The organism is Streptomyces anulatus (assembly GCF_000721175.1).
GTDB classification, from domain to species: domain Bacteria; phylum Actinomycetota; class Actinomycetes; order Streptomycetales; family Streptomycetaceae; genus Streptomyces; species Streptomyces anulatus_C.
This window is the reverse complement of record NZ_JOEZ01000012.1, coordinates 268,807-281,645: the sequence shown is the minus strand read 5'-3', so window position 1 is coordinate 281,645 and position 12,839 is coordinate 268,807. Positions and strand designations below refer to the sequence as shown.

At 72.1% G+C, this 12,839-nt stretch carries 11 protein-coding genes and 1 pseudogene; 9 read left to right on the top strand and 3 right to left on the bottom strand.

Annotated elements, in window-relative coordinates; genetic code table 11:
• Together IG90_RS0115885 and IG90_RS0115880 are read left to right on the top strand one after the other, a co-directional pair.
• Window positions 1-1,752: an MFS transporter gene (locus IG90_RS0115885; protein ID WP_030583947.1), complete on the top strand. Its 1,752-nt coding sequence runs from the start codon at window positions 1-3 to the stop codon at window positions 1,750-1,752.
• A gap of 102 nt (window positions 1,753-1,854) precedes the next feature.
• Complete coding sequence (locus tag IG90_RS0115880) at window positions 1,855-3,087, top strand: acyl-CoA dehydrogenase family protein (protein WP_030583944.1); 1,233 nt, start codon at window positions 1,855-1,857, stop codon at window positions 3,085-3,087.
• Between the two features lie 64 nt (window positions 3,088-3,151).
• On the opposite strand, the gene IG90_RS0115875 is transcribed toward IG90_RS0115880, so the two are convergent.
• On the bottom strand, window positions 3,152-3,595 hold the full coding sequence (locus tag IG90_RS0115875; protein WP_030583941.1) for a cell division protein SepF: 444 nt from the start codon (window positions 3,593-3,595) through the stop codon (window positions 3,152-3,154).
• A 310-nt stretch (window positions 3,596-3,905) separates the two neighbouring features.
• On the opposite strand from IG90_RS0115875, the gene IG90_RS0115870 reads away from it, so the two are divergent.
• Entirely contained in the window at window positions 3,906-5,117 is a 1,212-nt protein-coding gene (locus IG90_RS0115870; protein WP_030583938.1) for a DUF5685 family protein, read from the top strand.
• Between the two features lie 41 nt (window positions 5,118-5,158).
• Here IG90_RS0115870 and IG90_RS0115865 read toward each other — a convergent pair.
• Window positions 5,159-5,357: pseudogene (locus IG90_RS0115865) on the bottom strand (ABC transporter substrate-binding protein); the annotation flags it as partial.
• Window positions 5,358-5,424: 67 nt separating this feature from the next.
• On the opposite strand from IG90_RS0115865, the gene IG90_RS0115860 reads away from it, so the two are divergent.
• The 3 genes from IG90_RS0115860 to IG90_RS0115850 all read left to right on the top strand — a co-directional run bounded on the left by IG90_RS0115860 (window position 5,425) and on the right by IG90_RS0115850 (window position 8,043).
• Window positions 5,425-6,246, top strand: a complete 822-nt coding sequence (locus IG90_RS0115860) for a DUF1684 domain-containing protein (protein WP_030583932.1) — start codon at window positions 5,425-5,427, stop codon at window positions 6,244-6,246.
• Between the two features lie 230 nt (window positions 6,247-6,476).
• A complete protein-coding gene (locus tag IG90_RS0115855; RefSeq protein WP_030583931.1) occupies window positions 6,477-7,376 on the top strand; it encodes a S1 family peptidase in 900 nt (299 codons plus the stop codon).
• Between the two features lie 187 nt (window positions 7,377-7,563).
• Window positions 7,564-8,043, top strand: a complete 480-nt coding sequence (locus IG90_RS0115850; protein WP_030583928.1) for a hypothetical protein — start codon at window positions 7,564-7,566, stop codon at window positions 8,041-8,043.
• A gap of 47 nt (window positions 8,044-8,090) precedes the next feature.
• On the opposite strand, the gene IG90_RS0115845 is transcribed toward IG90_RS0115850, so the two are convergent.
• Window positions 8,091-9,017: a DUF4231 domain-containing protein gene (locus IG90_RS0115845; protein ID WP_030583926.1), complete on the bottom strand. Its 927-nt coding sequence runs from the start codon at window positions 9,015-9,017 to the stop codon at window positions 8,091-8,093.
• A 545-nt stretch (window positions 9,018-9,562) separates the two neighbouring features.
• Here IG90_RS0115845 and IG90_RS45860 point away from each other — a divergent pair.
• The 3 genes from IG90_RS45860 (at window position 9,563) to fxsBH (ending at window position 12,764) form a co-directional block, all read left to right on the top strand.
• Entirely contained in the window at window positions 9,563-9,832 is a 270-nt protein-coding gene (locus IG90_RS45860) for a hypothetical protein (RefSeq protein WP_233436032.1), read from the top strand.
• Window positions 9,833-10,199: 367 nt separating this feature from the next.
• A complete protein-coding gene (locus tag IG90_RS44305; RefSeq protein WP_157846324.1) occupies window positions 10,200-10,373 on the top strand; it encodes an FXSXX-COOH protein in 174 nt (57 codons plus the stop codon).
• Between the two features lie 30 nt (window positions 10,374-10,403).
• On the top strand, window positions 10,404-12,764 hold the full coding sequence (fxsBH, locus tag IG90_RS0115830; protein ID WP_051860154.1) for a radical SAM/SPASM protein FxsBH, inactivated beta-hydroxylase extension form: 2,361 nt from the start codon (window positions 10,404-10,406) through the stop codon (window positions 12,762-12,764).
• The last annotated feature ends 75 nt before the right edge of the window (window positions 12,765-12,839 follow it).

The following is a 12,839-nucleotide window of genomic DNA, read 5'->3' as shown; positions in this document are numbered from 1 at the left end:
ATGTCCGGGACGACCACGGCCGGGGTCCGGCTGCGCAAAGCCGCCGACGACGCCAACCGCTGGGTCGTCCTCGTGGTCCTCTGCCTCAGTCTCCTGGTCGTCGCCCTCGACGCGACCGTGCTGCACGTCGCCGTTCCGGCCGTCACCGAGGACCTGCGCCCGAGCGGCACGGCCCTCCTCTGGATCGTCGACGCCTACCCCCTCGTCTGCGCCTCGCTGCTCATCCTCTTCGGCACGCTGGGTGACCGGATCGGCAGACGACGCGTACTGCTCCTCGGCTACGCGCTGTTCGGCGTCGCCTCCGCGCTCGCCGCCACGGCCGACACAGCCGCCGTCCTGATCGCGGCCCGCGCCCTCCTCGGCGTCGGCGGCGCGATGATCATGCCCGCCACGCTGTCGATCCTGCGCCAGGTCTTCCCCGACCGCCGGGAGCGGGCGCTCGCCATCGGCGTGTGGACCGCGGTCGCCGCGGTCGGCGCCGCCACCGGACCGGTCGTCGGCGGCTTCCTCGTCGAGCACTACTGGTGGGGCTCGGTCTTCCTGATCAACATCCCGCTGATGGCCGTGATCCTGCCGCTGGGCCGCTGGCTGCTGCCCGAGTCGCGCGGCGGCGGCGACGGCCCGTGGGACGTGCTGGGCGCACTGACCGCCGCGGCGGGCGTGCTCTGCGTCGTCCTCGGCGTCAAGCGCCTGGGCGGCGGCGCGGGGCTCCTCGACCCGGTCTCGCTGGGCCCGCTGACCCTCGGACTCGCACTGCTGATCTTCTTCGTACGCAGGCAGAGGCGCCGCAGGCATCCCCTGATCGACATCGCGATGTTCGCCCGCCCGGCCTTCTCCACCGCCGTCGGCTGCATCGTGCTCGCCATGCTGGCGCTGGTCGGCCTCCAGCTGATCGCCGTCCAGTACCTCCAGCTGGTGCTGGGGCTCAGCCCGCTGGAGACCGGGCTGCGGCTGCTGCCGCTGACCTTCGCGGCGATGGCCGCGGGCGCCACCGGCTCGTACACCCTGCGGCGCATCGGCCCCCGCCGCATGGTCGGCTGGGGCTTCGTCCTCACGGCGTCCTCGGTGCTGCTGCTCACCTCGATGGGCCAGCACGACCGGCCCGCGCTGCTGACCTGCGCCTTCGTCCTGCTCGGCTTCGGACTGCAGACCACGCTCTTCGGGGCGTACGAGTCGATGCTCAGCGACGCCCCGCCGGAGCGGGCGGGCGGCGCGGCGGCGATCGGCGAGACCTCCTACCAACTGGGCGCGGGCCTCGGCATCGCCCTGCTCGGCAGCGTCATGAACGCCGCCTACGCCCCCGGCCTCGCCTCCCTGCACGAGAAGGGCGTCCCCGCCCGGGCCGGGGCGGAGGCCTCCCACTCGCTGGGCGAGGCCTACCAGGTGGCCGCGCAGCTCGGGGGCCCGATGGGGGACCTGCTGCGCTCCACGGCCCGGCACGCCTTCATCGGCGGACTCCACGTCACGCTCTTCGTCAGCGCGGGGCTGCTGCTGCTCGGGGCGCTGGCCGCCCTGCGGCTGCCGAAGGTCATGGACTGCCCGCCGAAGGAGGACCGTCTCCGGAGCGGGCCCGACGCCGCCGGGTCCCATGCCGCCGCACCCGGGGCTTTCGAGGTCGCGGCCCCCGTGATCACGGCTTCCGCGGCCTCCGGCCACCAGGCCCCCGAAGCCGCCCGCCCGGCCCCGCGCCCGATACTGCCCGCGCGGCGCGAGCCGGCCGAGGCGACCGGCTCTGGACGAGCGGCACACTGAGCCGTAACGTCAGCACGACGCCCTGACTACCACTGCTAGTTTTCGGAGGGCGGGCGTCTCCCGGTCCCTCCGAGCACCGTGCGAGCCGCCGGAGGCACCCTCATGTCCAGCACCGAGTCCAGCACCGAGTCCGCGAAGCCGTCGAAACTCCCGCCGTTCGACGCCTCGGATCCCCTCGGCATCGACGACCTGCTCGGCCCCGACGACCTCGCGATCCGCGACACCGTCCGCACCTGGGCCACCGACCGCGTCCTGCCGCACATCGCCGAGTGGTACGAGAAGGGCGAGCTGCCCGGCATCCGCGAGCTGGCCCGCGAGCTCGGCGCGCTCGGCGCGCTCGGCATGTCGCTGGAGGGCTACGGCTGCGCCGGGGCGAGCGCCGTCCAGTACGGGCTCGCCTGCCTGGAGCTGGAGGCCGCCGACTCCGGGATCCGCTCGCTCGTCTCCGTACAGGGGTCGCTCGCGATGTACGCGATCCACCGCTTCGGCTCCGAGGAGCAGAAGCAGCGGTGGCTGCCCGGCATGGCCGCCGGCGAGATCATCGGCTGCTTCGGTCTGACCGAGCCCGACCACGGCTCCGACCCGGCCGGGATGCGGACGTACGCCAAGCGCGACGGCGAGGACTGGATCCTCACCGGCCGCAAGATGTGGATCACCAACGGCTCGGTCGCCGGGGTCGCCGTCGTCTGGGCACAGACCGACGAGGGCGAGGACGGCCGGGGCATCTCGGGCTTCGTCGTACCGACCGACGCCCCCGGCTTCTCCGCCCCGGAGATCCACCACAAGTGGTCGCTGCGCGCCTCGGTCACCAGCGAGCTGGTCATGGACGAGGTGCGGCTGCCGGCCGACGCGGTCCTTCCGGACGCGCGGGGGCTGCGCGGCCCGCTCAGCTGTCTGAGCCACGCGCGCTACGGCATCGTCTGGGGCGCCATGGGTGCGGCGCGGGCCAGCTTCGAGTCGGCCCTCGACTACGCGAGGACCCGGGAGCAGTTCGGCCGGCCGATCGGCGGCTTCCAGCTCACCCAGGCCAAGCTGGCGGACATGGCCCTGGAACTGCACAAGGGCGTCCTGCTCGCCCACCATCTGGGCCGCCGGATGGACGCCGGCAGGCTCCGGCCGGAGCAGGTCAGCTTCGGCAAGCTGAACAACGTGCGGGAGGCGATCGAGATCTGCCGCACCTCACGCACGATCCTCGGGGCCAACGGGATCTCGCTGGAGTACCCGGTGATGCGGCACGCCACGAATCTGGAGTCGGTGCTCACCTACGAGGGAACCGTGGAGATGCACCAACTGGTACTGGGCAAGGCGCTCACCGGTCTCGACGCCTTCCGGTGAGAGCACGTCCGAAGGGGCGCGCCGACCGGAGACGCTGACCGGATCTTTCCGGCGAGCGCCCTGCTCAGCTCTGGTTGAAGAAGCCGTCGGCCTTGCGGCCACCGGCTTCGCCCGCCACTACCTGGGTGTCGGCGGGGGACAGCAGGAAGACCCGGGTGGCCACCCGGTCGATCGAGCCGCGCAGGCCGAAGATCAGCCCGGCGGCGAAGTCCACCACACGCTTGGCGTCGGCGGGGTCCATGGCCGTGAGGTTGACGATCACCGGGACGCCGTCCCGGAAGAGCTCGCCGATGGCCCGTGCGTCCCGGAAGCTGTCCGGGGTCACCGTGGCGATCCGGCGGTCCTGCTCCTCGGCCGCCTCCGCGGCCACCTGCGCCCGCGGGTCGGTGACCCAGGCCTGATTGCCCGTACCGGTCTCCGCACCCTCGGAGTACTCGTCGTCGTAGTACCGCTCGTCGTTGTCCTCTACGAGGCCCAGCCAGGCACTCGCCTTGCGCACCGATCCCATGGACGCCTCCTCTCACCGCGGTTCCTTGGTGTTCCGCATCTCTTTCGTAACCCTATGGTCGTCCATGATGCGGATACCGCGCCAAGTGGATAGTCGGCGCGCAGGTGATTCGTGACGGTACTGGTGCAGAAGATGTGGCGGTTCGTCAGGGTTCCTCCTGCATAAGAGGGCTTGCGGAAGGAAAATATGATGCTCCGGGCCGTACGGGTGATCCGGGGGACGTACGGGTGAACTGCTCACTCGATACGATGCACGACGCTTCGGTGCAGCGAGCGGCGCGCACCGGCTGAACGGCTCTCGGGGGATCGTCGTGTTCGGAATAGTCAGGCCCTGTACCCACCGGCTCTCCGAAGGCCTCAGGGTCGAGTGGATGGCTCATCTCTGCGGTCTCTGCCTGGCCCTGAGGGCCGATCACGGACAGTTCGCCCGTATCGTCACGAACTATGACGGTCTGATCGTCTCCGTCCTGACGGAGGCTCAGGCGGGCCGTACGCCCGAGGGGCGCCGCACCGCCGGCCCCTGCCCCCTGCGCGCCATGCGCACCGCGCCGGTAGCCAAGGGGGAGGGGGCGCGGCTCGCCGCAGCCGTCTCACTCGTCCTGGCCTCGGCCAAGGTCCGCGACCACGTCGCCGACCGGGACGGGCTGCTGGCCCGCCGCCCGGTCGCCGCCGCCGCGCGCCGGGTGGCCGCGGGCTGGGACCGGGCGGGAGCGCGGACCGGGGCGGCCCTCGGCTTCGACACCGCGCTCCTGGTCGACGCGGTCGACCGGCAGACCGGGATCGAGACGCTCGCCGGGCTCGGCACCCCGCTGCTGACGGTCACCGAACCCACCGAGACGGCCACCGCCGCCGCCTTCGCCCACACCGCGGTACTCGCCGGGAAGCCGCAGAACGCTGCGCCGCTCGCGGAGGCCGGCCGGCTCTTCGGGCGGCTCGCGCATCTGCTGGATGCCGTCGAGGACCGGGAAGCTGACGCCGCGTCGGGCGCCTGGAACCCACTCACCGCCACCGGCACCCCGCTGTCCGAGGCGCGCCGCCTCTGCGACGACGCGCTGCACGGCGTACGGCTCGCGCTGCGCGAGGTGGAGTTCACCGACGGCAAGCTCGTCCACCTCCTGCTCGCCCATGAGCTGCGGCGCTCGGTCGACCGGGCGTTCGGCACCTCCTCCTGCTCGCACCAGGAGGGCCAGGGGCTGCTGGCGCCCGACGGCTCCTTCGGGCCGCCGCCGGGGAATCCGTACGGCCCGACCCCCGGCCATCCGTACGGTCCGCCGCCCGGCGGCCCGGCCGCCCCGCCCCCGCCGCCCCGCGACCGGCGCGGACTGATCGCCGGATGCCTGGTGTGGGCCGGGCTGGCCTGCACCTGCCAGATGTGTTGCGGGACCTTCGAGGACCCCTGGAGCAGGGAGCGGCGGCAGGCGCCGTGCAACGACTGCGGCGACTGCTGCGAGGCGTGCAACTGCTGCGGCCAGTGCGGCGAGGGCTGCTGCTGTTGCGGGGACTCCTGCGGCTGCGACTGCTGAGGCCCGCCCGCGGGCCCGCCGCCCGCCGCGCCGGCGTCAGGTCACTTCAGCCCGGGCGGAGAGATCGGAGGTCTCGATCGCGGACTCGGTGGTGCCCCACTTCTTCAGGATGCGGTCGTGGGCCCCGTCCTCCTTGAGCCGGTTCACCGCGGCCTGGAAGGCGGGGGCCGACGGGGTGCCCTTCTTGAAGGCCAAGCCCTCGACGAGCCGCTTGAACTCGTTGAGGTAGCGCAGCCCCTCTGCCGGCTCACCGCGTAGCACATCACCACATCGGGTTCCGCTGGAGCCGCTATGGAAAGGTCGACGCATGAGCACGGACGCACAGCAGCAGGAGCAGGGCGGCGGGCCGGACGCCGCACGGGACTGGCAGCGGTGGCACGAAGGGCGCGTCGTCGCCGTAGCCGCCCCGTACGGCCCCCTCTCCCTGACCGGAACCCACTGGCTCTCCGACTACCCGGAAGGGCGAATTCCGGCCGTCCCGGGGCACTGGCGTGACGGCGGCGACGAAGTGGTTCTCACGGCCGCCGCCGAGGACGGCATCGTCATCGACGGCAAGCCGCTGACCGGCGAGATCAGGCTCGGAGCGGACCGCGGGCCCATCGACGACTCCCGGGTGGCGCAGGGGCAGCGCCGACTGGTGGTGCTCCGCCGCGAAGGGCTCTGGGCGGTACGGGACTTCGACCCGGGATCGGCCGCCCGGCACGCCTTCTCGACCATCGAAGCCACCCCGTACGACCCCCGCTGGGCGCTGCCGGGGACCTTCCGTCCGTACGACGGGGAGCGGACCGTACGGGTGGCCAACGCGGACGGGGCCGAGCGCGGTCTCGGGCTCGGCGGCGAGATCGCCTTCACGGTGGACGGCGACGAGCACACGCTCCAGGTCGCGGTCGAACCCGACGGGTCGCTGTGGGCCGTCTTCGCCGACGCGACCAGCGGGAACAGTAGCTACCGCTTCCGTTTCCTGCGGCCCGGCGCGCCCGCCGCCGACGGCCGGGTGGACGTCGACTTCAACCGTGCGCTGCTGCCGCCGTGCGCCTTCGCCGATCACTTCATCTGCCCCTTCCCGCCCCCGGGCAACACGCTCACCGCGGCGGTCCCGGCGGGGGAGCGGAACCGGATCGACGCCTGACCCGCGGGCGGACCCTCCGGCCCCGGCAGCCCCACGGCTCCCGGGGCCGGATGCGTAGGTGATCCAGGTGGCCGAAAGGCATTCTTGCGCCTCCTGTCCGGCCCCCTCGATACTCCGGTCAGCGATTGTCAGGGGCACGGCAACTCCGGAATCCGGACAGGCCCCCGACTGCGCCTCACGGGCCCGCCACCCCACAGGAGGGCCCCCGATTCCCCTCGGAGGAACCCGAAGTGAGGATCAAGCGCACCAACAACCGCTCCAACGCGGCCAGACGCGTCCGTACCACGGCCGTGGTCGCGGGGCTCGCCGCCGTCGCGGCGATGGCCATCCCCACCGCGAACGCGGAAACCCCCCGTACGTTCAGCGCCAACCAGCTGACCGCGGCGAGCGACGCCGTGCTCGGCGCCGACATCGCGGGCACCGCCTGGAACATCGACCCGCAGTCCAAGCGTCTCGTCGTCACCGTGGACAGCACGGTCTCGAAGGCGGAGATCAACCAGATCAAGAAGTCGGCGGGCGCCAACGCCGACGCCCTGCGCATCGAGCGCACCCCGGGCAAGTTCACCAAGCTGATCTCCGGCGGCGACGCGATCTACTCCAGCACCGGACGCTGCTCCCTCGGCTTCAACGTCCGCAGCGGCAGCACGTACTACTTCCTGACCGCCGGTCACTGCACCGACGGCGCGAGCACCTGGTGGGCGAACTCGGCCCGCACCACCGTGCTCGGCACGACCGCCGGATCGAGCTTCCCGAACAACGACTACGGCATCGTGCGCTACACCAACACCACCATCCCCAAGGACGGCACGGTCGGCGGCCAGGACATCACCAGCGCAGCCAACGCCACGGTCGGCATGTCCGTCACCCGCCGGGGCTCCACCACCGGCACCCACAGCGGTTCGGTCACCGGACTCAACGCCACCGTCAACTACGGGGGCGGCGACGTCGTCTACGGCATGATCCGCACCAACGTGTGCGCCGAGCCCGGCGACTCCGGCGGCCCGCTCTACTCCGGCACCCGGGCGATCGGTCTCACCTCCGGCGGCAGCGGCAACTGCTCCTTCGGCGGAACGACCTTCTTCCAGCCGGTCACCGAGGCGCTGAGCGCGTACGGCGTCAGCGTGTACTGACCGGTCCCGCCCCGGCCAGGTACGGAGCAGTCCGTACATACGTGCCCCCGTCCGGAACTCCGGACGGGGGCTCCCGCTCGCCCGGGGCTCTTGAGAGGATGTCGCCAGGACGGGGCGTCGCGACGGGGCGACGGGGGCGGTCCCGCCCCCGAGGCGCGCTCCGCTGGCATCAGGGGGTAGCTGGTCCGTGAACCGCATCGGAGTGACCGGTCACCGCTCCATCCCCGCCGAGGCCGAGGCCCATGTGCTCGCGGGCCTGCGGGCCGCGCTGTGCGGCCTCGACGGCGCGACGCAGGCGCTCTCCAGCCTGGCCGTCGGCGCCGACCAGCTCTTCGCCGACCTCGCCCTCGCCTGCGGCGCCGAACTGACCGTCGTGATCCCCAGCGGCGACTACGAGGCCTGCTTCGAGAACGCCGCCGACCTCGCCCGCTACCGGAAGCTCAAGGCCCGCGCGGCGCAGGAGGTCCGGCTCGGCTTCCCGCACTCCACCGACGAGGCCTACTACGCGGCGGGCGCCTACATCGCCGACCACTGCGACCGGCTGCTCGCGGTCTGGGACGGCCTCCCGGCCCGGGGCCTCGGCGGCACGGCCGACATCGTGACGTACGCCCGCACGCTGGGCCGCCCGGTCACCGTGATCTGGCGCGACGGAGTGCTCCGCGGCTGACCGGAAGCGCCTGCCGGAAGAGACCGGTTCAGCCCTCCCGGCACGGCTCATACGCGATGCCTGACCAGCCAGTCGGTGTGCTCGGGCGACACGATCCGCTCGGTCTCGAACACCGCCGCCGGCCAGTGCCGCTCGGTGAGGGTCGTCTCCATGGCGGCCTGCATCGACTCCAGGTCCTGCTCCACCAGCGAGTGCGCCGAGATCAGCGGATGGTGCCGGCGCATCTCGTTCCAGGCGAGACAGGCCGCCGCCGCCGCGGACAGCGCCCCCGTCAGGCCGAACGACCGGCCCACCCCGAAGGTCTGGAACACGCTCAGCGCCAGCGCCGGGAGCGTCAGCGCGACAATGGCGCCCGACCACAGGAGCGCCCCGCGCCGGGAGGCCTGCTGGCGTCTGCGGTACCACCGCCGCTGTTCGATGAGCCGGTCCCGTACATACGTTTCCTTCCGGACCGTGTAGGCCTTGTTCCGTAACGCGCGCATGGATTCCGTGATGAGGCCGCCGGAATCCGGCAGTTCCTCGCGCGGATCGGCCCAGCCCACCTTCCGCAACTCCTGGAGGCCGTCCTCCAGGCGATTGGCGAACAGCGCCTCCGGATGCCCGGACGCGCTGTCGAACGGCGCGCCGTGGACCGCGTAACGCCAGCAGTTGGACTTGATGAACTCGGCGGCGGAGCGGTTCAGTTGCCAGTGTGACTTTGCTTTGCGCTGGGAGGCCAGGAAGGTCACGAAGAGCACCCCCAGGTAGGCCAGCACCGCGGCGCCGTACAGGGCCCGGGCCGCCGGACCGTCCTCGGCGTGCCAGGGCAGCGCCGCGGGCACGGTGCCTGCCACGAGCAGCGCCAGCTGCACCCGGGTGGTGTTCACGGCCTCGCGCTGGCGCGCCACGGCGACCGCGTCCGTGTGATGGAACAGGGCCGGCAGGTCGTCGTTCCTGAAGACCATGGATCTCAGCGGCTCGGGCAACGCCGTCATGGTCGCCTCCGTCTGCAGTTGTCGTTTGACCCGGCCGGTCGTCGCGCCTGCCCCGCCCGGGGCCACGAGAGTAGGGGGGAGGGCCGGACGCGGCAAGAGCGTCCCGGCTCCTCGGACCGCTGCTACGGCGGGGTTCGGCCACTTCCGCGCGCAGGCGTTCTTCCTCGCCCGGCGACGCTGTGGCAAGGTAACCCAACTGGACTGAGAGGCATATGAGTTGACGCACCCCGCAGTGGTCTCGCCCGGCGTCCGGGACGACTGGCCCCGGCGCCAGCAACTGCTGGACATGGAGGCGCTCGGGAGCCTGCCGGCCGTGGCGGCCGGCGCCGTGCTGGCGAGGGCGCAGTACGCCCGTACGGTCCGGCCCCACCTCGGCTGGCGCGGCTCCTGGCGCGAGGGGCTGCTCGCCGAGGGAGAACCCGCGTGGCGCGTGGGGCTACAGAACGGCGGCCAGCACATCGCCGTGATCGAGAGCTGGGAGTGCCGCGTGGTGCTGCGGCGGGTCCGGCGCGGCGAGGGCGCCCTGGGTCGCCGTCCCGGACGTCGTGGCCACCCTGACGGCGGACGGTCTCACGGTGGGGCGGGACTACCAGCTCATCGCCTTCGGGACGGGCTGTCCGCTGGTCGGCACCGGGAACTACGACACCGTGCCGGTGGGGGTGTTCTCGCAGCGGTTCGTCGACCGGGTCGAGGCGCTCCACATCCGGGTGAGGGTCACGGACGTCGTGGGCGACAGCCACGAACGCGTCCTGGACTGCATGCGTGGCTCCCGGACGGAACACAACGTGCCCGGCCCGGAACCGGTGAACGAGTGAACCGCCCTCCCCGCCGAAGCGTTCCGGCGCGTACGGCCGGGGTCGTGCCGGGCGCGTCATGATGCGCCCGCCCGGCACCTGTGCTGATGGCTTCGCCGGTGGCGGGAAGCCTTCCACCTGCAAGGGCCGGCGAAAGAGCGGCCGGCTCTCCGGCCCGCCGATTCCGCCGCCCGTCCCCCGCTCACCCGAGCGGCCGGACGGAAGGCGTGATTCGACTTTCGAAACCCGGTGTGAAGGCTCGTCCGCCGGCATGTGGATGGGCCTCAGCGGTAGTAAAGTGCGCGTGCCGGGCCGTGTGATGACGCGGAATCCGTGCAGCGTTTCAATGTCCGGAAACAGACCCCTTCAGGATCCCCCTAGGACGGCCGTGAAGACCTACGGAACCACCCCCGCCTTCGCCCCCGCGAAGACCCGCACGACGCGTACGACCCTCGCGGCGACCGACGTCCGCAGCGCCGAGGCAGCCAGGAAGCTCAGCCGTGCAATCGGTTCGACAACGGCCCGGTCCACCCGGATCTCCACTTTCAGTTCGGCTCTCTGAGCCGGCGTCAGGAGTGTCTAGAATGGCGGAATGACAGGACCCCTGGTCCCCTTCCGTGAATTCGTGCTCAAAGTGCACAGCAGGTGTGATCTTGCGTGCGACCACTGCTATGTCTACGAACATGCAGATCAGAGCTGGCTGACCCGCCCCAAAACCATCTCTGACGAAGCGATTTCCTGGACTGCCCGGCGTCTGGCCGAGCATGCGAGGACTCATGCGCTTCCCTCCGTCACAGTGATCCTGCACGGCGGGGAACCGCTCCTGGCAGGGCCCGCGCGACTGCGACGGGTCTGCGAGGAGCTCGGCTCGTCCCTGAACGGCATCGCTGAGCTGGACCTCAGGATCCACACCAACGGCGTCCAGCTCAGCCCCCGTTATCTCGACCTGTTCGACGAGTTCCACGTCCGGGTAGGGATCTCGCTCGACGGCGACCGCGCGGCCAACGACCGCCACCGCCGATTCGCCAACGGACGCAGCAGCCACCCGATGGTGATGCGAGCCGTCGGACTGCTCCGCGAGGAGCGCTACCGCCACCTGGACCTCGGCCTGCTGTGCACGGTCGACATCCACAACGATCCGGTGGCCGTGCACGACGCCCTCGCCGGGCTCGAACCCCCGCTCGTCGACTTCCTGCTGCCGCACGCCACCTGGGACGACCCGCCGGCACGGCCGGACGGATCCCCCACCGCGTACGCCGAGTGGCTCCTGACGGTCTTCGACCGCTGGACGGAACAGGGCCGCCCCATGCCCGTCCGGATGTTCGCCTCGGTGCTCTCCAGCCTGAACGGCGGACCCAGCCTCACCGAGTCCCTGGGCCTCGCCCCCACCGACCTCGTCGTCATCGAGACCGACGGGAAGCTGGAACAGGTCGACTCGCTCAAGAGCGCCTACGAGGGCGCGGCCGCCACCGGGTTCGACGTCTTCCGCAACACCTTCGACGAGGTCGCGGCCCACCCCGGTGTGCAGGCGCGCCAGCTCGGTCTGGCCGGAGTCAGCGAGACCTGCCGCCGCTGCCCGGTCGTGCGGTCGTGCGGCGGCGGGCTCTACACCCACCGGTACCGCTCCGAGCACGGCTCCGACAGCGGCTTCGACAACCCGTCGGTCTACTGCGCCGATCTGGCCGCCCTGATCCGGGGCATCGAGGAGCGGACGGCCGCAGCCACCGAGTCGCCCGCCGTCCGGGCGCCGGACGAACTGCGCGCCGCCCACCAGGACCTGACCCGCACCCTGCTCGCGGTGCTCCACGACACCCTCGACGGACAGGGCGGCGAGCTCTGGGACGACGCCTGGCGGCTCGCGGCGACGGTGGAGGCGGACGCCCCGGGAGCCGAGGCGCTCGACGCGGTGCTCGCGCACCCCTACACCCGCACCTGGCTGGTCGGCGCCCTGGAGGACGTCCAGGCAGGCCGGGGCCTGACGGAGCCGGCCGCCGAACGGCTCGCCGCGACCGTGGCCGCCGCCGCCGTCCGGGCCGGACTCGACCTGCCCGTGCCGGTGGCCTACCGGGACGGAAGCCTGCATCTGCCCACCCTCGGCACCGTGGTCATCGGCGACCCGGGGGAGCGGGGAGGGGCCGTGGTGCGTGCCACGGGCGACGGATTCCTCGTCCGGCGGCAGGACGCCACGCCTGGAGCTCCAGGCGCTCCCGGTGCTCCCGGCGCGGAGCTGCGTATCCCACGCGAGGGACCCGGGGGCCCGCACTGGCGGCCCGTGCGCGTCCTGCGGCAGGCGCCGGCCCCCGCCCTCCTGCTGGACGACCTCGATCCCTTGCGCGACTGCTTCGACATCCCTGCCACCGGCCGGCTCGCGGCGGAGCGGGCCGACGCCTGGGCGCACCGGATCGCCGGGGCCTGGACGCTGCTGGCCGACGCCGTTCCCGACCAGGCGGCCGAGGCGGCCCGGACGCTCACCACGGTGACCCCGCTGGCCGCCGGCGCGGCCGAGCCAGGGCGGCACGGACACGGCGCGCTCGGCGTCGGGGAGACCGCCGACGGGAAGGAGCTGGCACTCGGCCTGCTGAGCGGATTCCGCCGGGCGAAACTGCGGGCGCTCGGTGAAGTGACGGATCTTTACGCCTTGGACGGTACCTGGGAACATCGGACGCCTTGGGGGAGCGGTCACGTGACGTTCTCCCGACTGCTGGCGGAGACATTCGAACGGGCGGGGCTCGGGCTTTACGACCCACGCTTCCTCGAAGGCGTTCCGGAGGCACTCGACATGATCGAGAACGCGGCGGAGGTGACGGTCGACGGAAAACAGCTGATCACCGCTGTCCGCAAGGAGATCAGCGGAACACGGAGTGCGGCCGGGAAGAATCAGGGCAGGAACGTCCCGCCGTCCGGTCGTGCGGCGAACGTCCTGGAGTCTGACCGGAAAGTGACGTTCGAATGACCGAACGGCAGGGGGGTGGAAAGCGGTCCGCTCCGGAATGATGAGTTCGCTTGCACTCCCTTCCTCCTTTCCGGG